Source organism: Rhodoplanes tepidamans, assembly GCF_030813915.1.
Classification (GTDB): Bacteria; Pseudomonadota; Alphaproteobacteria; order Rhizobiales; family Xanthobacteraceae; genus Rhodoplanes; species Rhodoplanes tepidamans.
In genome coordinates this window covers 34968-58055 of the sequence record NZ_JAUSUJ010000001.1, presented here as the reverse complement: position 1 = coordinate 58055, position 23088 = coordinate 34968, and the positions used below count along the sequence as shown (strand labels likewise).

Here is a 23088-nt window from a genome sequence, read left to right as displayed (position 1 = left end):
CCGTGTCGTCTCTCCGGAGTTCGCGAATGTCCCCCAGAACGCTCCTCGAGCTGGCCGGCGTCACGGCGCTGCCGGCGCGTCTCTCCGACACGGTGCTGGTCGTGATCGACGCTCAGCAGGAGTATGTCGACGGCCTGCTGCCGCTCCCCGGCATCGACGGGGCGCTCGACCAGATCGGCATCCTGCTGGAGCGCGCCCGCAAGCTCGGCACGCCGGTGATCCACGTCGTCCATCACGGCCGCACCAGCGGCGGCCCGTTCGCGCCCGGCAGCCGCGGCGTCGAGATCGCCTCGCCGGCGGCGCCGGCACCGGGCGAGCCGGTGGTCACCAAGAGCCTGCCGAACGCCTTCGCCTCGACGGATCTGGCCGACCGCCTGCACGCTCTGCACCGCTCGTCGCTGACCATCGCCGGCTTCATGACGCACATGTGCGTCGAGGCGACGGCCCGCGCCGCCATCGATCTCGGCCTGAAGGCGGCCGTGGTGGCGAGCGCCACGACGACGCGCGACCTGCGCGATCCGCTGAGCGGCGCCGTGATCCCGGCCGCCGAGGTTCACCGCAACGCGCTCGCCGCGCTCTCCGACCGCTTCGCGACGATCGTCGCGTCGTGCGACAGGCTCGACGACTGAGCCGCCGCGACCGGCACGGCGACGACATCGGCGATCACCGGCAGGTGGTCCGAGATGCGGGCGGCGGCCGGATCCGTGAAGCCCCGCACCAGCGACGCGGCCGGCCGGCAATAGACGCGGTCGAGCCGCAGCAGCGGGAACCAGGACGGGAAGGTGCGGAACCGGGTCCGGCCCGGACAGGCCTCGCGCAGCACCCTGCGCACCGAGCCGGCGAACAGCCAGTCGTTGAAGTCGCCGACCACCACGGTGGTCTGCGGCCCGCCGTCGATCAGCTCCAGGAGGGCGCGCGACTGGGTGCGGCGCTCGCCGAAGCTGAGCCCCAGATGCGTCGCGACGATGCGCGCCGGCCCCTCCGGCGTCTCGATGTCGGCCACGATGGCGCGACGCGGCTCGCGCTCCGGATAGGAGATGTCGTGCACGTCGGAATGGCGCGGCCTCCAGCGCGACAGCAGCATCTGGCCGTAGGCGCCGTCGGCCGTGACGATGGTCTTGGCGCCGAGGCCCCAGTGGCCGAGGGTGCGCTCGATCACGGCGAAGGCCTCGGCCTCGGCGGCGTGCGGCCGGCGCGAGTCGACCTCCTGCAGGGCGACGATGTCGGGATCGTGCCGCTCGATCAGCGCGAGCACCCGGGCGAGATCGAAATTCCGGTTGCGGCCGAGCGCCCCGTGGATGTTCCACGTCATCACCCGGAACGTCCCGGGCGGCTTCACGACTCGCCGCTCCCCTTCCGGCTCGCGAGAGCCTGGAGACCGAACACGATGCCGATCCAGGCGCCGAGCAGCGCGACCGTGGCAGCGATCCGGCCGGGCGTCGGATTCCGGATCACGGCGAGGAGCTGATCGCCGAAGGCCGACATGGCGACGATGCCGGGCGCGAGACCGAGCGCGGTGCCGCCGATGAAGTCGGCGAAGCGCACGCCGCTCGCCCCGGACAGGAGGTTGATCAGCGTGAACGGGGCGATCGGCAGCAGCCGGATGGCCGCGATGGCGAGCACGCCGCGCCGCGTGATCTCGCGGCGGATCTTGTTCAGGCGCGGACCGAGCAGGCCGATGAACGGCTTCTGCCCGAGGGCCGCGCCGATGGCGAAGCCGACCGCGGCGCTCACCAGGGCGCCCACCGCGGCGTAGAGGATGCCGAGCCAGGCGCCGAACACCATCGCAGTGGCGGCGATCAGCACCGTCACCGGAAAGCCGAGCAGGCCGGCGACGACGTAGATGCCCGTGACCGCGACCGGGGCCCAGACGCCGCCGAGGCCTTCCAGCACGGCCCGGACCCGCTCGATGTCGGCATACGCGGCGAGCGGCGTGAACCGCCAGGCGAGCACCACGGCGAGCAGCACCGCGAACACGGCTCCGGCCTTGACGATGCCGGGCAGCCGGCGCGCCCGCGCCGGCCCCATCACCGAGGTGGTGACGGCCTCCACCGAGATCGGCCGCAGCGGATCGGCGATCGGCTCGATCGAGCCGGCGATCACGCCGGTCGGCTCTTCCGGGTCGCTGACGGGGCAGAGGCGGTGGCCGTCGCCCGACAGCGTCTCGGCGGCACGCAGGAGCGAGCCGGTGCGCACCAGCGCGTCGGCAATCGCCTGCTCGGAGACGCCGCAGTGATCGGCGATCAGCCGGTTGCGGATGCGCGTGACGGCGCGCCGCTCGACCTCGCTCGCCGCCTCCAGCACGACGTCGCACTCGGCGTCCGCGCCCATCGAGCGGTTGTTGAGATTGGCGGAGCCGATGCGCAGCAGCCGGTCGTCGACCACCATCACCTTGGAGTGCACCATGGTGTCGGCGACCTCGTCGCCGTCGCGCACCTGCGGGAACAGGAAGCGCGCGCGCGACCCCACGCCGGCCTCGTCGAGCAGGCGGCGGAAGCGGGCGCGGCCCGCATGCATGGTGTTGGCCTCGATCCAGGAGTGATACTGGCGCGGCGTGACGACCAGCAGCTCGAGCTCCGGCATCCGCTGCATGCGGGCGGCCAGCCGTTCGGCGACGAGGCTCGAGGTGACGAACTGGTTCTCGATGTAGATGCTTCGCCGGGCCGCATCGATGCTGTCCAGATAGAGCGCCTCCACCTCGCGCACCTCCGGCTCGCCGTCGTCGCAGCACGGCACCGTGCGGGCGATGGCGAGGCGGGTGTCGCGGACATCCGGGGCGACCCCGTCGGGCCACGGGTCGTGCTCCGGCACGATCGTCTCCAGGGTCTCGCCGGTGGCGCGGCGCCAGCGGTGCTTGGCGACGTCGCCGAGCGCGCGCGCCGCATCGCCGTCGGTGACGAGCTGCACGTCGTGGAACGGCGCATACGGCACGCCGTCCGGATCGACGCGATCCGGATCGCGCGGATGATGGCCGCAGCGGTCCCACCGCCGGATCGTCAGGTCGATGCCGCCGGAGAACGCCACCGCATCGTCGACCAGCACGATCTTCTGGTGCTGCGACGAGCCGAAGGGCAGCCGGTCGTCGAGCCGCAGGATCACCTGCGGGGGCGTCCTGTCGTCGATCGCGACCGTCGGGAACCACTCGCGCTCGGCCGCGAACAGCACCGAGTAGTTCCACAGCAGGAGCCGGATGGTCAGCTGCGGGCGCCGCGACGCGAGCGCTGCCAGGAACTCGACCAGCGTCTCCGGCAGGTCGTCCGCCGGCGCGCCGGCCGACGGCAGGCCGCGCGGCAGCCGGGTGCGGCTGTGGATGTCCCAGCCCACCACCAGCACCGAGTGGCGCGCCCGCAGCAGCGCCTGCCGCAGCGCGGCGAAATAGGTCTCGCCGTCGATCAGCACCGCCGCACGGTGGGACGCCTCGACGCGCCACACGTTGCGGCCGGGACGCAGAATCCGGTCGGAGGTCACAGGGAGCACGTCAACGGACATCGAGGATGAGGGTTCCGCAGCCATTCGGTTCGCGGCGACAACGCACGAACCGCCGTTTGGTGCCAGCCCACCCTCTCCCCGTGTGCGGGAGAAGATGGCTCGCGCGGGAACGCCTACTCCGCCGCGACCGCGGCGGCCCGCGCCGCGTCCGACAGCGACCGCGGGTCGTAGTTGAGGATCGGCGCCAGCCAGCGCTCGGCCTCCGCCACGCTCCAGCCCTTGCGGGCCGCGTAGTCCTCGACCTGGTCGCGCTCGATCTTGCCGACCCCGAAATAGTGCGCCTGCGGGTGGCTGAAATAGAGCCCCGACACCGAGGCGCCCGGCCACATGGCGAAGCTCTCGGTCAGCCGCACCCCGATGTTCTCGCCACCGAGCAGCCCGAACAGCGTGCCCTTCTCGGTATGGTCGGGCTGCGCCGGATAGCCCGGCGCCGGCCGGATGCCGCGGTATTTCTCGGCGATCAGGTCGTCGGCCCCGAACTGCTCGTCCGCGGCGTAGCCCCACAGCTCGCGCCGCACCCGCTCGTGCATGCGCTCGGCGAAGGCCTCGGCGAGGCGGTCGGCCAGTGCCTTGACCATGATGGCCGAATAGTCGTCGTTGGCGCCCTTGAAGCGTGCCGTGACGGCGTCCTCGCCGAGCCCGGCAGTGACGATGAAGCCGCCCAGATAATCCGGCACCCCGCTCGCCGCAGGCGCGACGAAGTCGGCGAGCGCGACGTTCGCCCGCCCCTCGCGCCGGGTGAGCTGCTGGCGCAGCGTGTGCAGCACGGCGGCCCGCTCGCGGCGGCTGTCGTCCGTGTAGAGGACGATGTCGTCGCCTTCCGCGGCCGCCGGCCAGAAGCCGACGACGGCCGCGGCCTTGAACCACTGCTCTCGCCGGATCGTCTCCAGCATCGTCTGGGCGTCGGCGAAGAGAGCGCGCGCGGCCTCGCCGACCACCGCGTCCTGCAGGATCGCCGGGTATTTTCCCGCGAGCTCCCAGGTGGAGAAGAACGGCGACCAGTCGATGTAGGGGATCAGCTCGGCGATGTCGTAGTTCTCGAACACCCGGCGGCCCAGGAAGGCGGGCCTCGGCGGCGCGTAGCCGCCCGCCCAGTCGAGCTTGAGGGCGTTGCCTCGCGCCGCCGCGAGCGTGAGGCGCTTCTTCTGTTCCTCGCCGCGCGCGTGCGCGGCGGAGAGCCGGGCGTACTCGCGGCGAATCTCGTCGACATAGGCGACCTTGTCCTTCGACAGCAGCGACGCCATCACGCCCACGGCCCGACTCGCGTCGTTGACGTAGACGGCCTGTCCGCGCCGGTAGTTCGGATCGATCTTCACGGCCGTGTGGACGCGGCTGGTCGTCGCGCCGCCGATCAGGAGCGGCACGTCCAAGCCCTGGCGCTCCATCTCGGCGGCGACATGGCACATCTCGTCGAGCGACGGCGTGATCAGGCCGGAGAGGCCGACGATGTCGGCCCGCTCGGCCTTGGCGGCCTCGAGGATCTTCGCGGCCGGCACCATCACGCCGAGGTCGACGACCTCGTAGTTGTTGCACTGGAGCACGACGCCGACGATGTTCTTGCCGATGTCGTGGACGTCACCCTTCACGGTCGCGAGCACGATCTTGCCGGCCGAACTCGTTCCCGTCTCGCCGCTCCGCGCCTTCTCCTCCTCCATGAACGGCATGAGGTAGGCGACCGCCTGCTTCATCACGCGGGCCGACTTGACCACCTGGGGCAGGAACATCTTTCCCGCGCCGAACAGGTCGCCGACGACGTTCATGCCGGCCATCAGCGGGCCTTCGATCACGTCGAGCGGACGGCTCGACGCGAGCCGCGCCTCCTCCACGTCCTCGCCGATGAAGTCCGTGATGCCGTGGACGAGCGCGTGCGACAGCCGCTTCTCGACCGGCCAGGAGCGCCATTCGAGCACCGCCTCGGTCGTCTCGCGGGTCTGGCCGCGCCAGCGCTCGGCGACGGCCAGCAGGCGCTCGCCGGCGTCCTTACGGCGGTTCAGGATCACGTCCTCGCAGGCCTCGCGCAGCTCGGGATCGAGATCGTCGTAGACGGCCATCTGGCCGGCGTTGACGATGCCCATGTCCATGCCGGCCTGGATGGCGTGATAGAGAAAGACCGAGTGCATCGCCTCGCGCACCGGCTCGTTGCCGCGGAACGAGAACGACAGGTTGGACACGCCGCCCGACACGTGCGCGCCGGGCAGGTTCGTGCGGATCCAGCGCGTCGCCTCGATGAAGGCGAGGCCGTAGCCGTCGTGCTCCTCGATGCCGGTCGCCACCGCGAAGACGTTCGGGTCGAACACGATGTCCTCGGGCGGGAAGCCGACCTCGTTCACGAGGATGTCGTAGGCGCGCTTGCAGATCGCGATCTTGCGCTCGACCGTGTCGGCCTGGCCCTGCTCGTCGAACGCCATCACGACGGCGGCGGCGCCGTAGCGCCGCACGAGGCGGGCCTGGCGCACGAACGCCTCCTCGCCCTCCTTCATCGAGATCGAGTTGACGATCGGCTTGCCTTGGATGCACTTCAAGCCGGCCTCGATCACGTCGAACTTCGACGAGTCGACCATCACCGGGACCTTGGCGATGTCGGGCTCGGAGGCGACCAGATTGAGGAAGGTCGTCATCGCCGCGACGGCGTCCAGCAGGCCCTCGTCCATGTTGACGTCGATGACCTGGGCGCCGTTCTCCACCTGGTCACGCGCCACCGACAGCGCGGCCGCGTAGTCGCCCGCCTTGATCAGCTTCCTGAACTTCGCAGAGCCCGTGACGTTGGTACGTTCGCCGACGTTCACGAAGGGGATCTCGGGAGTCAGCGTGAAGGGCTCGAGGCCCGCGAGCCTCAGAAAGGGCTTCGGGCTCGCCACCTCCCGGGGCGCCTTGCCGGCGACAGCCTGCGCGATCGCGCGGATGTGGGCCGGCGTCGTGCCGCAGCAGCCGCCGACCACGTTGACGAGGCCGGCGTCGGCGAACTCGGCCAGCAGGCCGGCCATGAACTCCGGGCTCTCGTCGTAGAGGCCGAACTCGTTCGGCAGGCCGGCGTTCGGATAGGCACACACGAGCGTGTCGGCGACGCGCGCCAGCTCGGCGATGTGGGCCCGCATCTCCTTGGCGCCGAGCGCGCAGTTGAGCCCGATGGTGAGCGGCCGCGCATGCCGCAGCGCGTTCCAGAACGCCTCCGGGGTCTGGCCCGAGAGGGTGCGGCCGGACATGTCGGTGATGGTGCCGGAGATCATCACCGGCACGGAGCGGCCGAGCTCCTCCAGCACCTCCTCGATGGCGAACACGGCCGCCTTGGCGTTGAGCGTGTCGAACACGGTCTCGATCAGCAGCAGGTCGGCGCCGCCGGCGAGGAGTCCCCTCACCTGCTCGGCATAGGCGACGCGCAGCTCGTCGAACGTGATGGCGCGGAAGCTCGGATTGGAGACGTCCGGCGAGATCGAGGCGGTGCGGTTGGTCGGGCCGATCGCGCCGGCCACGAAGCGGCGGCGGCCGTCCTCCTTCTCGGCGATCACGGCGGCCTCGCGGGCGAGCCGCGCGCCGGCCTCGTTCAGCTCGAAGGCGATCGCCTCGAGCCCGTAGTCGGCCTGCGCGATGGTGGTCGAGGAGAACGTGTTGGTCTCGACGATGTCGGCACCGGCCCGGAAATAGGCGAGATGGATGTCGCGCACCGCGTCCGGCTTCGTCAGCACGAGGAGGTCGTTGTTGCCGCGCAGGTCGTGCGGGAAGTCGGCGAAGCGCTCGCCCCGGAAGGCGGCCTCGTCGAGCTTCAGCTCCTGGATCTGCGTCCCCATGGCGCCGTCGAGCACCAGGATTTTTTCGCGCGCCAGGGCACGCAACGCGATTTCGGTCTCGGACGGAGCAAGCGGCTTGGTCATCTTGTTCTTTCACTCCCAGCGCGGGAGATTCGTCTGACGTTTCGTGAGCTCTCGGTCGACCCGAATGCTCAGGTGCGCTTCTGCGTTTCCAAGGCCGCCAGTCGTTCCTCGATGGCGGCTTTCTTGACGGTCTCCAACTTGGCGTCGAGTGCTTCGAACCGCGTGTCGTGGTCGGCGAGCTTTCGATCGATCGCGTCGAACCGCATCTCAATGCGGCTCCGCAGTTCGCGGAGCAGGACCAAAGTCACATTCTCGGGCTCGGCCATGACGCTCTCCTGAAATCCGTCCCTCTATAAATACGCATCGCGCGTCAGCACCGCCTCACGCCGCCGCCTCGGCCGCCGCGGTCGGCACGGTCGCCGGCGGGCGCAGGCCGAGGAGATGGCAGACCGCATAGACGAGGTCGGCGCGGTTCATCGTGTAGAAGTGGAACTCGGTGACGCCGCGGTCGACGAGATCGAGCACCTGCTCGGCCGCGACGGCGGCCGCGATCAGCTTGCGGGTCGACGGGTCGTCGTCGAGCCCGTCGAAGCGGTCGGCGAGCCAGCCCGGGATCGAAGCGCCCGCCTTGCCGGCGAACGCCCGGGCGAGCTTGAAGTTCTGCACCGGCAGGATGCCCGGCACGATCGGGATGTCGATGCCGCGGGCGCGGACGCGGTCGAGATAACGAAGGTAAAGGTCGTTGTCGAAGAAGAACTGGGTGATGGCGCGGCTCGCCCCGGCATCCACCTTGGCGGCCAGCATGTCGAGATCGACGGCGTCCGACGGGCTCTCGGGATGGCGCTCCGGATAGGCCGAGACCGACACCTCGATGTCGGTCTTCTCGGCTTCTGCCAGCCGCTTGATGCCGCCGACCAGATCGGCCGCGTTGACGTAGCCGCCCGGATGCGGCGCATAGGCCGTGCCGATGCCGGCGACCGGGTCGCCACGCAGCGCCACGATGTGGCGGACACCGGCTGCGAGATACTCGCGCACCACATCGTCGACCTCGTCACGGGTGGCCGCCACGCAGGTGAGATGCGCGGCCGGTGTCAGCGCCGTCTCGTCGAGGATGCGCTTGACGGTCGCGTGGGTGCGCTCGCGCGTCGAGCCGCCCGCCCCGTAGGTGACGGAGACGAAGTCGGGGCGCAGCGGTGCCAGCCGCTCGACCGACTCCCACAGGGTCTTCTCCATCTCCTCGGTCTTCGGCGGGAAGAACTCGAAGGAGACGCGCAGGCTCTCGCGGGCATGCGGCACGCGGCTCGCGCGCGGCTCGGACGGCGACATCAGGCGACCTCGCGGGTTTGCTCGGCGATCGCGATGCGCGGATCGCGGCCGAGCCACAGGGTGACGGCGAGCCCCCCGTCCGGGCCGGGCCCGGGCGGCAGGACGCGGTGCAGGCCGGGCTCGAGGCCCGCCTGCTCCAGCCATTGGGTGATGGTCTCGCGCGAGAAACCGAGACGCCGATGGGCATGCTTCTCGCGCAGGAACTCGAGGTCGTGCGGGGCGAAGTCGACGACCAGCAGGCGGCCCTGCGGGCGCAGCACGCGCGCCGCCTCGCGGATGGCGCGGCCGCCGTCGTCGAGAAAGTGCAGCACCTGGTGCAGGATCACGACGTCGAAGCTATCGGGCGGCATCGCGAGGTCGAACAGGTCGCCGTGGCGCACCGAGCAGTGCTTCAGCCCGGCCCGGTCGAGCCGCGCACGGGCGAGCGCCAGCATGTCGCGGGAGAGGTCGATGCCGAGCCCGCGCTCGAGGTCCGGCCCGAACAGCTCCAGCATCCGCCCCGTGCCGGTGCCGAGATCGAGCAGCGAGCGGAAGGGGCGGCCGGCGAGCGCCTCGACGATCGCCTGCTCGACCGTCTCGTCGCTCGCATGCAGGCGGCGGATGCGGTCCCATTCGGCGGCGTGGCGGGTGAAGTAATCCTGGGCGGCCTGGTTGCGGGCGGCCCGTACGGCGGCGAGCCGTTCGCGGTCGCGCCCGATGGTGCGGTCGGCGGGATCGAGCCGGGCCAGCAGCGCGCGCACCAGTGCCGCGGCATCCCCCTGCTCGGCCGCCCGGAAGAAGGCCCACGATCCCTCGCGGAACCGCTCGACCAGTGACGCCTCGGCCAAGAGCTTGAGATGCCGCGAGATTCGCGGCTGCGACTGGCGCAGAATGTCGGTCAGGTCGGAGACCGTCAGCTCGGCCTCGGCGAGCAGCGCGAGAATGCGCAGCCGCGTCTCCTCGGCCGCCGCCTTGAGGGCGGCGTTCAGGTCCTCGAAGCTCAGGCGATCGTCCATGCGGACTGGATCCTCGGTGCGGACATGCCCCGTCATATAGGCACACTTCTCGGAAGACATAAAGATATCTTTATGCCTTGAAGCCGATTATCGTCCGATCGTTCCACGCGCTAGCACGCCACGGCTTCGAAAAGCCCGCGGACCTGCTAAGAAACCCGCAACGCGACCCCACAGGCACGGCCGCGCCGCACCGCGCGCGGGCCGACCGGGCCCATCGAGGCGACCTCGTCATGTCCGCTCCCTCCGATCTCCGCCCGCTCCCGCCCCTCGCCCCGCCCGCCGAGGAGGGGGACGACGCGGGGATGCGCACCGGCGAGATCGCCGTTCCGCTGCCGGAGTCCTTCGACGCCGGGCTGTTCTACATCGGCCGAATCCGCACCCCATGGACCCGGCGAAGCGACTGCCCGCGCAACGCCCGCGAATCGGACGCGGTCTGCACCATCGAGGTCGACGAACGCTTCGCCGCCGCTCTCCGCGGGGTGGAGACCTGCACGCATCTGCTGGTGCTGTACTGGATGGACCGGGCGCGTCGCGACCTCGTGGTCCAGGCGCCGCGGCACTACAAGGAGCCGCGCGGCACCTTCGCGCTGCGCTCGCCGGTGCGGCCGAACCCGATCGCCGCCAGCGTGGTGCGGCTGCTCGGCGTCGACGGCACGCGGCTCTCGGTGGTGGGGCTCGACTGCCTGGACGGCACGCCGCTCGTCGACATCAAGCCCTATTTCGCCTCGACCGACGCGGTCGGCGACGCCGTCGTCGGCTGGCACGCCGCGCGTGAGCGGTGAGCGATCGCGGCCGACGCCCGTCGTCCCGGACCGTGACCGGGTTCACGGAACCGTGTCGGTGATCGCGCGGCGTGGTTGATGATTCGTGTGCGACGCGGGCCCGCGCGTTTCGCCGTCGGATACGACAAAAACCCTGAAAAACCGGCCTTTGTCGTACTCTCGCCGCGGCTCGCCGGGCCATCGGGCGGGCCGCCGCGCGACTGCTCCGACATGTCTTAAATTGCGATTAAAATTCGATCCTCCCGGTTGAACCGCCCGAAGAGAGTTTCCGACACAACGGCAGGGAACACGGGGGGTGATCATGAACAATTTTGCTCGGGCTCGGTCCGTCGTCGTCGCGGCCGGCGTCGCCACGCTGGTCTCCGGGACGCTGCTGTGCGGCGCGCTCGTCTCGGCCGCGAACGCCAATCCGTTCTCGCTGTTCGCGCCGGCGCTCGTTCCCGCTGCCCCGGCGACCGAGACGGTGATCCCGCGCGACGAGACGCCGGGCGCGCCGGCGGCCCGCTTCCGCCGGCAGATCGTCGACTACAAGACCAGCGAGCCCGCCGGCACCATCATCGTCGATACGCCGAACACCTATCTCTACTACGTGCTCGGCAACGGCCGCGCGGTCCGCTACGGCATCGGCGTCGGTCGCGACGGCTTCCGCTGGTCGGGAACGCAGACCATCACCCGCAAGGCCGAGTGGCCGGACTGGACGCCGCCCTCCGAGATGGTGCGGCGCCAGCCCTATCTGCCGCGTTTCGTCGCCGGCGGCCCCAACAACCCGCTCGGGGCCCGCGCCCTCTATCTCGGCGAGACCATCTATCGCATCCACGGCACCAATGCGCCGGAGACCATCGGCGAGCGCGTGTCGTCCGGCTGCATCCGCATGGTCAACGCCGACGTCATCGATCTCTACTCGCGCGTGACCGTCGGCACCCGCGTCATCGTGCTGCCGAGCCGTGACCGGAGGGTGGACGCGGTCCGCGACACCCAAGGCTGATCCCTCCGGCGCGTCCGGGGAACCGGCGCCCCGCCCCTTTCCGCCTCGCGTCCCTGAACGACAACGATCCAGAACGTCCCTGAGCCTCCCTTCGGCCGGTCCCGGATGCCCCCGGGGCCGGCCTTTTCGTTGCCGCGACCAGCGGCGAAGATGATCTGCTCACCACAAAGGAGTAGTCGACGGCGAATGCCGACTAACCCATGAGACTCTCTTAATCATCGTGCGCGATCGCGTTTCGACTTTCATTTTTATCAATTCGACTGCGGTTAGATTGGGAGACCTGCCACGACGTCTTTCCACATCGCCCATCACCCATGCTCCGCCGCCGACGCACCGCCTTCGCTCTTCTGACAGCCTGTGCCGGCATCGTCATCGGCCTGTCCGCCATGGCGATCGGGATCACGGTGGAATACCTGCGCAAGGACGCGATCCGGGCGGCGGAACGCGAGAGCACCAACGCGACGCTCGCGGTCGGCGATCACCTCATGCGCGTCATCGGGCCGCTCGACGGGCTGCTCTCCGAGCTGCGCGACGTCGTCCCGTCGCTCGGCATCGCCACGCCGGCCGAGTTCGGCGCGTTCTTCTCCGGCGAGCTGCAGCGGCAGTTTCTCGGTGACCGCCTGCGGCGCGAGGGACATGCCGGCGTGCTGGCGATCGTGGCGGCGGACGGAACGGTGATCCAGGCGAGCCCGGAGGCGGCCCGCCCCGAGCTGTCGGTGATCGTCGAAGAGCACCTCCGCCGCAGCGACCGGACCGGCGGCTACGGGCTGATGGCAAGCCCGCCGGTGGCGTCGCGCGCCGCGGGCCAGCCGATGATCTATCTCGGCCGCCGCGTCGCCGGCAGCCTCGGCAGCCATGTCGGCATCGTGGTGATCGGCCTGCCGGCGGCGTCCTTGGACCGCTTCTACGACGGCTTCCCGGCACTGCCCGGACAGTCCTTCGTGATCAGCCGGGCGGACGGCACGCTCCTGGCCAACCGGCCCGAGCTCACCCAGATTCTCGGCCCCTCGATGCCGGAAGGCAGCGCGTGGTACGACACCGTGGCACAGGGCGGCGGCACCTATCGGGTGCCGGCCGGCAACGGCCGCGGCGACAACATCATCGTCGCGGTCCATCTGATCCCGGACACGCCGTTCGTCGTGAGCAGCGGGATGCTCGAATCCTCGGCGCTCGCGGAGTGGCGCAGCCACGCGGTCCGGATCGGCGCCGGCGCGCTGCTCGCCTTCGTCTGCGCGATCGGTCTCCTCTGGGCCTTGAAGTGGCAGTTCGATCGCGTCTTCGCGTCGGAGAAGTCGCTCGTCGAGCGCGAGGCCCGGCTGGAGGAGCAGTCGGCCGAGCTGGCCCAGGTCGCCGCCCGGCTCGATGCCGCCGTCAACAACATGTCGCACGGCCTCTGCATGTACGACGCGGACGGGCGGCTGGTCGTCTGCAACGCCCCCTACCGGCAGATGTACCGACTGTCCGCCGAGGACGCCCAGCCCGGGACCACGATCGCGCAGCTGCTCGAACGCCGCATCGCCGTCGGAACCTTCCAGGGCGATCCCCAGGCGCGCATCGCCGAGGTCCACAGCGCCGTGCTCGAAGGCCACGCCGGATGGTTCATCACCGAACTCGCCGACGAGCGGGTCATCGCCATGACGGTCTCGCCGCTCGCCGGCGGCGGCTTCGTCTCGGTGCACGAGGACATCACCGAGCGGACCCGGGCCGAGACCCGGATCGCCCATCTCGCCCGCCACGATCCGCTGACCGACCTGCCGAACCGGCTCCTGTTCCGGGAGCGGATGGACGAGGCGATCGCGCGGCTCGACCACACCGGGCGCGGCTTCGCCGCGTTCATCTTCGACATCGACCTGTTCAAGTCGGTGAACGACACGCTCGGGCATTCGGGCGGCGACGCGCTGCTGAAGGCGGTGGCGGGGCGCCTGCGCACCTGCATCGGCGCGGCCGACACGGTCGGTCGCATCGGTGGCGACGAGTTCGCCGTGATCCAGATCGCCGACGCCGATCCGCAGGAGGCGGCGACCCTGCTGGCGCAGCGGCTGCTCGAAGAGCTGCGTGCGCCCTACGAGATTCAGGGCAAGCAGATCGTCATCGGCATCAGCATCGGCATCGCCGTCGCGCCGCGCGACGGCCGCGAGCTGAGCCGGATTCTCCGCAACGCCGACCTCGCGCTCTACCGCGCCAAGGGCGACGGCCGCGGCTGCTGGCGCTTCTTCGAGCCCGCCATGGACGCCGACCTGCGGCTGCAGCGCGAGTTCGAGTTCCGGCTTCGCGAGGCGCTGCCGCGCCAGGAGTTCGAGATCCACTACCAGCCGATCGTCGACCTCGGTACCTACCGGCCCTGCACCGTCGAGGCGCTGGTGCGCTGGCGGCACCCCGAGCTCGGGCTGATCCCCCCCGACAAGTTCATTCCGGTCGCCGAGGAGACCGGCCTGATCATTCCGCTCGGCGAGTGGATCCTCGACGCCGCCTGCCACACCGGTGCGACCTGGCCGGACCATGTCCGCCTCGCCGTCAACCTGTCCGCCATCCAGTTCCGCTCCGGCAATCTTGTGGACGCGGTGCGCGGCGCGCTGGCGCGCTCCGGCCTGCCAGCCGCCCGGCTGGAGCTCGAGATCACCGAGTCGGTGCTGCTGCAGAAGGATCACGGCACCCTGGCGGTGCTGCACGAGCTCGCCGGGCTGGGCGTCCACATCGTGCTCGACGACTTCGGCACCGGCTACTCGTCGCTGAGCTATCTTCAGCTCTTTCCGTTCAGCAAGATCAAGATCGACAAGTCCTTCGTGGCCGACCTGTCGAGCCGAACCGACTGCGCAGCGATCGTCTCGACCGTCACGAACCTCGCCAAGGCGCTCGACATGGGCACCACGGCCGAGGGCGTCGAGACCTGGGAGCAGGTGACGCTGCTGCGCGCCGTCGGCTGCCGCGAGGCGCAGGGCTGGCTGTTCGGGCGGCCCGTTCCGGCCGTCGCGCTGTGCTTCGAGGCGGCCCCCTTCCGGGCCGAGGCCGCCGCCTGACGACGAAGGTCGCGGGCGCCTTCACCGCGTCGGATTAACCGACTGGTAGCGGCGGGATGCTACAAAAGCCACAGTCGACACGGCCGGCCATGGGCGCGGGGACGGCGCCCGGGCTGCTGTTCGATCGACGGCATGCGTCGCCGGCGATCCGGTCACCCGGGTCCGCGTGACGGACCGATCACCGACGTCAGCATTCGCCAGGCGCCACACCGCTCATGCCGTCCGTCTCTCACCACAGCCCCTGGTCCTCGTTCGGCACCCTGATCGCCGTGACGGCCTCGGTGATCGCCGCCTCGGTGCTGGCGATCGGCCTCGCCGTCTGGCAGCTGCGCAGCGACGCCATCGCGTCGGCGAATGCGGATTCGGACAACATCGCAGTTGTGCTTGCCGACCAGATCAACCGCATGGTGAGGCCGGTCGACGAGGCGCTGATCGATCTCGCCCGGCACCGCCTGAACCGCGAGCAGGTCCGGGAGATGCTCGGTACCGCCCGGGTCCACGACGAGCTGCGCGAGCGCCTCGCCGGGCTGCCGCACGCGACATCGATCGTGATCGGCGATGCCGACGGCACCCTGGTCAACTGGTCGCTCGACTGGCCGCCGCGTCCCATCAGCTTCCGCAATCGCGTCTTCCACAAGGAAGCCGCCGAGAGCGGCAGCGATGCGCTGAATGTCAGCGCCCCGTTCCACAGCCGCATCAGCGGCACCCACGTGGTGCTGTTCACGCGCCGCATCACGGCCCCGGACGGAAGCTTCTCGGGGGTGGTCGGCATGGGCGTCCCGATCGACTACTTCCGAAATGTCTACGATTCGATCGCGCCGCTCGCCGGCCGCTCGTTCGCCCTCGTGCGACAGGACGGCACCATCCTGGCGCGGTTTCCCGCCGGGCCGATCGCGGTCGGCCAGACGATTTCGGATCCGCAGTGGTTCGCCGCAGCGGCGCGGGGCGGCGGCTTCTACGTCGTGCCGGAGGCGCCCGACCAGGAGAAGCGCCTGGTCGCGGTGCGGCCGGTCGCCGGGCAGCCGCTCCACGTGAACATCGCGATCACCGAGGGCGCCGCGCTCGCCACCTGGGAACGCCGCGCCCTGTGGATCGGCATCGGCACGGTGCTGGCGTTCCTGTGCTGCGCCGCGCTGCTCAGCAGCCTGGTCCGCAAGTCGCGGCGGCTGGAGCAGACCAGCGGCCAGCTCGACGCCGCGATCAACAACATGTCGTACGGACTGTGCATGTTCGATCGCGACGGCCGGCTGATCCTCCACAACGAGCGCTACCGCCAGATGTACGGCCTGACCCGGGAGGCGGTACGGCCCGGCACCTCGCTGCGCGACCTGCTCCGGCTCCGTTCCGCCGCCGGCACGGTGTGCGCCGACCCGGAGTCCTATCTCGCCGAGCTGTCCGGCGCGATCGCCCGCGACACCGCCATCCACGTGATGACCCGGCTGGACGACGGCCGGGTGATCGCCGTGCTCAACGACCCGACCACCGACGGCGGCTGGCTGTCGCTGCACGAGGACATCACCGAACGCACCCAGGCCGAGACGCGCATCGCCCACATGGCCCGCCACGACGCGCTCACGGATCTCGCCAACCGGCTGCTGTTCCGCGAGCGGATGGACGACGCGATCGCGCGGCTGGCGCGCACCGGCAAGAGCTTCGCGGTGCTGATCTTCGACATCGACCTGTTCAAGTCGGTCAACGACTCGCTCGGTCATTCGGGCGGCGACGCGCTGCTGGAGTCGGTGGCGGAGCGGCTGCGCGGCACCGCCGGACCGGAGGACACGCTCGGCCGCATCGGCGGCGACGAGTTCGCCGTCATCCAGCTCTGCGACTCCGACCCGCGCGGCGAGGCGGCGGCACGGGCCGAGATGCTCCTGAACGAGCTGCGCGCGCCCTACGAGCTCGAGGGCAAGCGGATCGTGATCGGCATCTCGATCGGCGTCGCCATCGCGCCGTTCGACGGCCGCGAGCCGAGCCAGATCCTCAAGAACGCCGACCTGGCGCTCTATCGCGCCAAGGGCGACGGCCGCGGCTGCTACCGCTTCTTCGAGCCGGCGATGGATGCCGACGCGCAGCTGCAGCGCGAGTTCGAGTTCCAGCTCCGCGAGGCGCTCGTCCGCCAGGAGTTCGAGATCCACTACCAGCCGATCGTCGACATCGCGACCTGCCGGGCCTGCGCCGTCGAGGCGCTGGTGCGCTGGCGCCATCCCGAGCACGGGCTGATCCCGCCCGACAAGTTCATTCCGGTCGCCGAGGAGATCGGCCTGATCATCCCGCTGGGCGAGTGGATCCTGGAGAGCGCGTGCCGCACCGGCGCGGCCTGGCCCGACCACATCCGCCTCGCCGTCAACCTGTCGGCCGTTCAGTTCCGCTCCGGCAACCTGGTCGAGGTCGTCCGCCGCGCGCTCGAACGGTCCGGCCTGCCGGCCGCCCGGCTGGAGCTCGAGATCACCGAGTCGGTGCTGCTGCAGAAGGACCACGGCAGCCTCTCCGTCCTGCACGAGCTCGCCGGGCTCGGCGTGCGGATCGTGCTCGACGACTTCGGCACCGGCTACTCGTCGCTGAGTTACCTGCAGCTCTTCCCCTTCAGCAAGATCAAGATCGACAAGTCCTTCGTGGCCGACCTGTCGAGCCGCGCCGACTGCGCCGCGATCGTCTGCACCGTGATGAACCTCGCCAAGGCGCTCGACATGGGCACCACGGCCGAAGGCGTCGAGACCTGGGAGCAGCTCGAGCTGCTGCGCGCCACCGGCTGTCGCGAAGCGCAGGGCTGGCTGTTCGGCCGGCCCGGTGCCGCGACCGCACTGGTCCTCGACGCACCGCTCGGCTCCCGGGCGCAGGCGCAGGTGCATGTGCAGGGCGCCGCCGACCGCTCGCGGGTGGCCTGACGGTGGCGGGCTGCCGATCCGCCGGCGTCGTCGAACCGTCGCATTGACAGTCGACCGTTCTCCCGTAAATTGACGTTTCGTTCCGAGGGGTGCTCCGGAAGGAGCTGAGACACCGTCGGCCGCGCGGCACCGCCGATCTCCCGCGATCGCGACTGCCGCAAGGCACCACGGAAACCCTTTGAACCTGATCCGGGTCATGCCGGCGAAGGGACAGGGACCATTCCCATACCGACGCATGCTGGTTCCGGACGGCCCACCTGGGAGGCTCCGAATGAACAAGCATACCCCCTCGACAGAGATCGCCGTTCCGACCGTCACGACCGGGCCGATCGCCGGCTCGCGCAAGGCCTACACGACGCCGCAGGCGGCGCCGGACCTGAAGGTGCCGGTCCGCGAGATCGTGCTCACCGACGCCTCCGGCGAGCCGCCCGTGCCGGTCTACGACCCCTCCGGCCCCTACACGGATCCGGTCGCCGCGATCGACGTCGAGGCCGGGCTCGCCCGCCACCGCACCGCCTGGGTGCTGGAGCGCGGCGGCGTCGAGCATTACGAGGGCCGCCCGATCAAGCCGGTCGACAACGGCAACGTCAGCGGCGCGCATCTCGCCCGCGCCTTCCCGACCGTCCACGCACCGCTGCGCGCCGTCGAAGGAAAGCCGGTGACGCAGTACGAATGGGCCAAGGCCGGCGTGATCACCAAGGAGATGATCTACGTCGCCGAGCGTGAGAATCTCGGGCGCAAGCAGATGCTGGAGCGCGCCGGGGCGGCGCTCGCCGACGGCGAGAGCTTCGGCGCGGCGGTGCCGGCCTTCGTGACGCCCGAGTTCGTGCGCGACGAGATCGCCCGCGGCCGCGCCATCATCCCGGCGAACATCAACCACGCCGAGCTCGAGCCGATGATCATCGGCCGCAACTTCCTCACCAAGATCAACGCGAACATCGGCAACTCCGCGGTGACATCTTCGGTCGAGGAGGAGGTCGACAAGATGGTGTGGGCGATCCGCTGGGGCGCCGACACCGTGATGGACCTCTCCACCGGCCGCAACATCCACAACACGCGCGAGTGGATCATCCGCAACTCGCCGGTGCCGATCGGCACGGTGCCGATCTATCAGGCGCTGGAAAAGGTGGACGGCGATCCGGTCAAGCTCGACTGGGAGGTCTACAAGGACACCCTGATCGAGCAGTGCGAGCAGGGCGTCGACTACTTCACCATCCACGCCGGCGTGCGCCTCGCCTATGTGCCGCTCACCGCCAGCCGCGTCACCGGCATCGTGTCGCGCGGCGGCTCGATCATGGCGAAGTGGTGCCTGGCGCATCACCGCGAGTCGTTCCTCTACGAGCGCTTCGAGGAGATCTGCGAGCTGATGCGCAAGTACGACGTGTCGTTCTCGCTCGGCGACGGCCTGCGGCCGGGCTCGATCGCCGACGCCAACGACCGCGCCCAGTTCGCCGAGCTGGAGACGCTGGGCGAGCTGACCCGGATCGCCTGGGACAAGGGCTGCCAGGTGATGATCGAGGGCCCCGGCCACGTGCCGATGCACAAGATCAAGATCAACATGGACAAGCAGCTCAAGGAGTGCGGCGAGGCGCCGTTCTACACGCTCGGCCCGCTCACGACCGACATCGCCCCCGGCTACGACCACATCACGAGCGGCATCGGCGCCGCCATGATCGGCTGGTTCGGCTGCGCCATGCTCTGCTACGTGACGCCGAAGGAGCACCTCGGCCTGCCCGACCGCGACGACGTGAAGACCGGCGTGATCACCTACAAGATCGCGGCGCACGCCGCCGATCTCGCCAAGGGTCATCCCGCCGCGCAAATCCGGGACGACGCCCTCTCTCGCGCCCGTTTCGAGTTCCGCTGGCAGGATCAGTTCAATCTCGGCCTCGATCCCGACACGGCGCGCGACTTCCACGACGAGACGCTGCCCAAGGACGCCCACAAGGTCGCGCATTTCTGCTCGATGTGCGGACCGAAGTTCTGCTCGATGAAGATCACCCAGGACGTCCGCGACTACGCCGCCGGCCTCGGCGACAACGAGAAGGCGGCGCTCTATCCGGTGGACGCGGCTTCGCCCGAGGCCACGGCGGGCATGAAGGAGATGTCCGAAAAGTTCCTGAAGATGGGCGGCCGGGTCTATGTCGAGGCCGACGCCGTGAAGGACAGCAACAAGGCGCTGTGATTCAAGCTCGAAGGCGACAAGACCAGGGGCGAGTCGTGGCACTCGACCCGCCCTTTGACTTCCAGCCGCTCGACCTGTGGCCGGCGGTCGTACGCCGCATCGCCGTTCCGGCGGATGTCGAGGCCATTCTGGTCAACGAACGCGCCGCCTGACCCAGCCGGGCAGCCGCGCCGCGCACGAGCCGTCAGCCGGTCACGGCGTTCCCGCGGCCGGAGCCGGCCCCGCCACCGGCCGCGGGCCCGCGGCGCGGGGGCCGGCGGGCGGGGTCGCGGCCGGGGCCTCGCCCTGCGGCACCGGCACGAAGGGCAGCGCCGAGCCGGGCAGCATGGTGTGCGGCAGCACGCCGTTCCAGCGCTCCACCGCGATCAGGTTGGCGTAGGCCGGGTTGTCGATGAAGGACCGCGCCTTGGCCGCGATGGCGCGCGCCTCGGCCTCGCCGCGCAGCCGGATCGAGTCCGCCTCGGCCTGGGCGCGCTCGCGGATCTGCTGGGCCTGGGCCTGCGCCTGGACGATGCGCTTCTCCGACTCGACCCGCTCGCGCTCGAGCTCGTAGCGCGACTTGCGCACCTCGGCCTCGGCCTGCGCGGCCGCCTCGATCGCCTTGGTGTAGTTGGCCGAGAAGTCGATGTTCTCGAACTGGACGCTGTCCACCACGATGCCGTCCGGCACCGAGTCCTTGATGGCGTCCTCGATCTGCTGGCCGAGCTTGACGCGATCGGACACGACCGTCTGGGCCTGGTACTGGCCGAACACCTTCTTGAGCCGGTCCGGCACCACCGGATCGATCACCCGCTCGGGATAATTGACGCCGTAGCGCGAGTAGACCTCGTCGATCTTGTCGAACGGGACGTGATAGTTCACCGACAGCCGGATCGACGCCTCCTGGACGTCGCGCGAGTAGGAGACGACCTTGTCGTAGACGCGCTTCTCGATCCGGGTCGACATGTAGTGCACCCGGTCCATCACCGGGACCTTGGTGTTGAGACCCGGCGAGGCGACGCTGACCACCTTGCCGAAGCGGAGCACCACGCCGGCCTCGCCCTGTTCCACGCTGAAGAACGGCGACGCCGAGAACACCACGGCGAGCAGCAGCAGCGCGAGGCCGGCCACCGTCCAGCCGACGACCTTGCGGATGCCGAACGAACCCGACTTGCCGGAATCCCCCTGCGCCATCGCCATGCTCCTCGTGCCGTGTCACCGGCGTCCGCCAATCGATCGCGGCGTGATAGGGCCGCGGCGCGCCGGGCACCGTGATCCCGATCACGATACCCGCGGGCGGTGAATCGCCGATTACGACCCGCGCCGCCCGGATGCCGTTTCGCGGCCGCGGTTCTTGCTCCACGTCAATGCTGCATCGCGGCACCCGGGCTGATGATCACACTGGGCGTCTCCCCCGACGCGGCGCGTGTCGCGCCGGGCACCTCGAAAGGGCGGACCATGACCCATCCCTCCCCGCAGATCGTGCCCTTCGCACCCGCCGCGTCCCCGCCTGCCGCATCCGCCCCGACCTCGACCACGGTGGCCGCGCCTTCGGCCCTGCCGGCGACACCGGCCCGGCCTGCGCCCGCGCCGCCTGCCCCGATCGCGGAGGACGGCAGCTTCGAGGCGTTCCGGGCGCTCGACCGGACCCGCCTCGCCCTGATGGCGCAGGCCACCGGCGGCCTGTCGCCGGCCGCGCTGGCGCTCGCCTTCTTCGACTGGGGCCTTCACCTCGCCGCCGCGCCCGGCAAGTGCATGGAGCTCGCCTTCACGGCCGGGCAGCGCGCCGCCCGCTACGGGGCGCAGCTCGCCGCCTCGAGCATCGGCCGCGATCCGCCGCCCCGCATCGCCGCACCGGCGGGCGACACCCGCTTCGCCGCCGACGCCTGGAAGGCCGAGCCCTACAGCCTGTGGGCCCAGTGGTTCCTGATGCAGCAGCAGTTCTGGCACGACCTCACCCACGGCGTGCCGGGCGTCGCCCCGCATCACCAGGACGTGGTCGCCTTCACGGTGCGCCAGATCCTCGACACGATGTCGCCCTCCAACATCCCGTTCATGAACCCGGAGGTGATCGAGCGGACACGCGAGAGCGTCGGCACCAACCTGATCCACGGCTTCCAGAACTGGACCGAGGACATGAGCCGCACGGCGACCGGGCGGCTGCCGGTCGGCACCGAGAGCTTCCGGGTCGGACGCGATGTCGCCGTGACGCCCGGCCAGGTCGTCTTGCGCAACGCACTGATCGAGCTGATCCAGTACGCCCCGGCGACCGACACCGTGGCGGCCGAGCCGATCCTGATCGTGCCCGCCTGGATCATGAAGTACTACATCCTCGACCTGTCGCCGAACAACTCGCTGGTGCGCTGGCTGGTCTCGCGCGGCCACACCGTGTTCTGCATCTCCTGGCGCAACCCGGGTCCGGACGACCGCGACCTCGCCTTCGACGACTATCGCCGGCTCGGCGTGATGGCGGCGCTCGACGCGGTCGCGGCGATCGTGCCGGGCCGCCGCATCCACGGCGCCGGCTACTGCCTCGGCGGCACGCTCCTGGCGATCGCCGCCGCCGCGATGGCCCGCACCGGCGACGCGCGGCTCGCCTCGGTGACGCTGCTCGCCGCCCAGATGGACTTCTCCGAGCCCGGAGAGCTCGCGCTGTTCATCGACCACAGCCAGCTCAACGTGCTCGAGAGCATGATGTGGAACCGCGGCTATCTCTCGGCCGACCAGATGGCGGGCGCCTTCCAGATGCTGCGTACCAACGACCTCGTCTGGTCGCGCCACATCCACGACTACCTGATGGGCGAGCGCTCGCGCATGAACGACCTGATGGCGTGGAACGCCGACTCGACCCGCATGCCCTACCGCATGCACGCCGAGTATCTGAAGCGCCTCTATCTCGACAACGAGCTCGCCGCCGGGCGCTTCCTGGTCGAGGGACGGCCCGCCGTGATCCAGAACATCCGCGCGCCGATCTTCACCGTGGCGACCGAGCGCGACCATGTCGCGCCCTGGCGCTCCGTCTTCAAGATCCACTATCTCTCCGACACCGACGTGACCTTCGTGCTCACCAGCGGCGGCCACAATGCGGGCATCGTCTCGGAGCCCGACCGTCCGCACCGGCACTTCCGCATCGCCTTCAAGCGCGCCGAGGACTGCTGCGTCAGCCCGGACGAGTGGGTGGCGGCGACCGCCGTCACGCCGGGCTCGTGGTGGCTCGCCTGGGCCGACTGGCTCGCCGGCCTCTCGTCGGCGGAGCGGGTGGCGCCGCCCGCCACGGGCGCGCCGTCGAAAGGCTACGTGCCGCTCGCCGACGCGCCCGGCACCTACGTGCATCAGCGGTGAACGGCCGCCGGGGCCCTGCCGGACGCGGTACCGCGGAACCGTCCGAGGCGGGAACCACGAGGCCGCCGGCGGGTTGACAACCGGCGCCACCGCACTAGCTTCGGGTCATGGGTACAAACGCACAGCGTCGACAGGATCGCGCGGGTCGCCTGCGAACGGGCGACTGACCCGGACGGCCGCGCTCGCGCCCGTCCGGGCGTGATCGTGCCGTTCGGCATCGGTTCAGCGGTTCCGAACCCGATCGTCTGACATTCCGTCATCACGGTTTTCATCACACGGCCTCCGCCGCGAGCC

14 protein-coding genes and 1 riboswitch are annotated in these 23088 nt (G+C 70.3%); of the genes, 7 read left to right on the top strand and 7 right to left on the bottom strand.

Annotated elements, in window-relative coordinates:
• The first annotated feature begins 26 nt into the window (after window positions 1-26).
• On the top strand, window positions 27-629 hold the full coding sequence (locus J2S22_RS00215) for a cysteine hydrolase family protein (RefSeq protein ID WP_272776254.1): 603 nt from the start codon (window positions 27-29) through the stop codon (window positions 627-629).
• Here J2S22_RS00215 and J2S22_RS00210 read toward each other — a convergent pair.
• The 6 genes from J2S22_RS00210 to J2S22_RS00185 form a co-directional block, all read right to left on the bottom strand.
• Window positions 554-1339, bottom strand: a complete 786-nt coding sequence (locus tag J2S22_RS00210; protein WP_272776255.1) for an endonuclease/exonuclease/phosphatase family protein — start codon at window positions 1337-1339, stop codon at window positions 554-556. The genes J2S22_RS00215 and J2S22_RS00210 overlap by 76 nt on opposite strands.
• Window positions 1336-3477: a VTT domain-containing protein gene (locus tag J2S22_RS00205; RefSeq protein WP_272776256.1), complete on the bottom strand. Its 2142-nt coding sequence runs from the start codon at window positions 3475-3477 to the stop codon at window positions 1336-1338. The genes J2S22_RS00210 and J2S22_RS00205 overlap by 4 nt, the downstream gene beginning before the upstream one ends.
• Before the next feature lie 125 nt (window positions 3478-3602).
• Complete coding sequence (gene metH, locus J2S22_RS00200) at window positions 3603-7358, bottom strand: methionine synthase (protein WP_272776257.1); 3756 nt, start codon at window positions 7356-7358, stop codon at window positions 3603-3605.
• A gap of 68 nt (window positions 7359-7426) precedes the next feature.
• Window positions 7427-7624 (bottom strand): hypothetical protein, encoded by a 198-nt coding sequence (locus J2S22_RS00195; RefSeq protein WP_272776258.1) that lies wholly within the window; start codon window positions 7622-7624, stop codon window positions 7427-7429.
• 55 nt (window positions 7625-7679) lie between these two features.
• Window positions 7680-8624 (bottom strand): methylenetetrahydrofolate reductase [NAD(P)H], encoded by a 945-nt coding sequence (gene metF, locus J2S22_RS00190; protein WP_272776259.1) that lies wholly within the window; start codon window positions 8622-8624, stop codon window positions 7680-7682.
• Window positions 8624-9619: an ArsR/SmtB family transcription factor gene (locus tag J2S22_RS00185; RefSeq protein ID WP_272776260.1), complete on the bottom strand. Its 996-nt coding sequence runs from the start codon at window positions 9617-9619 to the stop codon at window positions 8624-8626. Before J2S22_RS00185 ends, metF begins: the two co-directional genes overlap by 1 nt.
• A 230-nt stretch (window positions 9620-9849) precedes the next feature.
• Between J2S22_RS00185 and tsaA the strand changes: the two genes are divergently transcribed.
• The 5 genes from tsaA to thiC all read left to right on the top strand — a co-directional run bounded on the left by tsaA (window position 9850) and on the right by thiC (window position 19473).
• Window positions 9850-10401 (top strand): tRNA (N6-threonylcarbamoyladenosine(37)-N6)-methyltransferase TrmO, encoded by a 552-nt coding sequence (gene tsaA, locus J2S22_RS00180; protein WP_370878156.1) that lies wholly within the window; start codon window positions 9850-9852, stop codon window positions 10399-10401.
• A gap of 301 nt (window positions 10402-10702) precedes the next feature.
• Complete coding sequence (locus J2S22_RS00175; RefSeq protein WP_272776261.1) at window positions 10703-11386, top strand: L,D-transpeptidase; 684 nt, start codon at window positions 10703-10705, stop codon at window positions 11384-11386.
• 314 nt (window positions 11387-11700) lie between these two features.
• A complete protein-coding gene (locus J2S22_RS00170; protein WP_272776262.1) occupies window positions 11701-14403 on the top strand; it encodes a bifunctional diguanylate cyclase/phosphodiesterase in 2703 nt (900 codons plus the stop codon).
• 215 nt (window positions 14404-14618) lie between these two features.
• Window positions 14619-17288, top strand: a complete 2670-nt coding sequence (locus J2S22_RS00165; RefSeq protein WP_272776263.1) for a bifunctional diguanylate cyclase/phosphodiesterase — start codon at window positions 14619-14621, stop codon at window positions 17286-17288.
• A 75-nt stretch (window positions 17289-17363) separates the two neighbouring features.
• A riboswitch (TPP riboswitch) is annotated at window positions 17364-17517 on the top strand.
• A 42-nt stretch (window positions 17518-17559) separates the two neighbouring features.
• Window positions 17560-19473 carry a phosphomethylpyrimidine synthase ThiC gene (gene thiC / locus J2S22_RS00160; RefSeq protein ID WP_272776264.1) on the top strand — a complete coding sequence of 638 codons (1914 nt, stop codon included), beginning with the start codon at window positions 17560-17562 and terminating at the stop codon, window positions 19471-19473.
• A 192-nt stretch (window positions 19474-19665) separates the two neighbouring features.
• Here the strand turns inward: thiC and J2S22_RS00155 are convergent, their stop codons facing one another.
• A complete protein-coding gene (locus J2S22_RS00155; protein WP_272776265.1) occupies window positions 19666-20646 on the bottom strand; it encodes a prohibitin family protein in 981 nt (326 codons plus the stop codon).
• A gap of 264 nt (window positions 20647-20910) precedes the next feature.
• Between J2S22_RS00155 and J2S22_RS00150 the strand changes: the two genes are divergently transcribed.
• Window positions 20911-22794, top strand: coding sequence for a PHA/PHB synthase family protein (locus J2S22_RS00150; protein WP_272776266.1), 1884 nt, complete (start codon window positions 20911-20913; stop codon window positions 22792-22794).
• The last annotated feature ends 294 nt before the right edge of the window (window positions 22795-23088 follow it).

Excerpts from the sequence above, each read along its gene's own strand:
- J2S22_RS00215 (WP_272776254.1), top strand. The coding sequence starts at position 27 with ATGTCCCCCAGAACGCTCCTCGAGCTGGCCGGCGTCACGGCGCTGCCG.
- metH (WP_272776257.1), bottom strand. The coding sequence starts at position 7,358 with ATGACCAAGCCGCTTGCTCCGTCCGAGACCGAAATCGCGTTGCGTGCC.
- J2S22_RS00195 (WP_272776258.1), bottom strand. The coding sequence starts at position 7,624 with ATGGCCGAGCCCGAGAATGTGACTTTGGTCCTGCTCCGCGAACTGCGG.
- metF (WP_272776259.1), bottom strand. The coding sequence starts at position 8,624 with ATGTCGCCGTCCGAGCCGCGCGCGAGCCGCGTGCCGCATGCCCGCGAG.
- J2S22_RS00185 (WP_272776260.1), bottom strand. The coding sequence starts at position 9,619 with ATGGACGATCGCCTGAGCTTCGAGGACCTGAACGCCGCCCTCAAGGCG.
- tsaA (WP_370878156.1), top strand. The coding sequence starts at position 9,850 with ATGTCCGCTCCCTCCGATCTCCGCCCGCTCCCGCCCCTCGCCCCGCCC.
- J2S22_RS00175 (WP_272776261.1), top strand. The coding sequence starts at position 10,703 with ATGAACAATTTTGCTCGGGCTCGGTCCGTCGTCGTCGCGGCCGGCGTC.
- J2S22_RS00170 (WP_272776262.1), top strand. The coding sequence starts at position 11,701 with ATGCTCCGCCGCCGACGCACCGCCTTCGCTCTTCTGACAGCCTGTGCC.
- J2S22_RS00165 (WP_272776263.1), top strand. The coding sequence starts at position 14,619 with ATGCCGTCCGTCTCTCACCACAGCCCCTGGTCCTCGTTCGGCACCCTG.
- thiC (WP_272776264.1), top strand. The coding sequence starts at position 17,560 with ATGAACAAGCATACCCCCTCGACAGAGATCGCCGTTCCGACCGTCACG.
- J2S22_RS00155 (WP_272776265.1), bottom strand. The coding sequence starts at position 20,646 with ATGGCGCAGGGGGATTCCGGCAAGTCGGGTTCGTTCGGCATCCGCAAG.
- J2S22_RS00150 (WP_272776266.1), top strand. The coding sequence starts at position 20,911 with ATGACCCATCCCTCCCCGCAGATCGTGCCCTTCGCACCCGCCGCGTCC.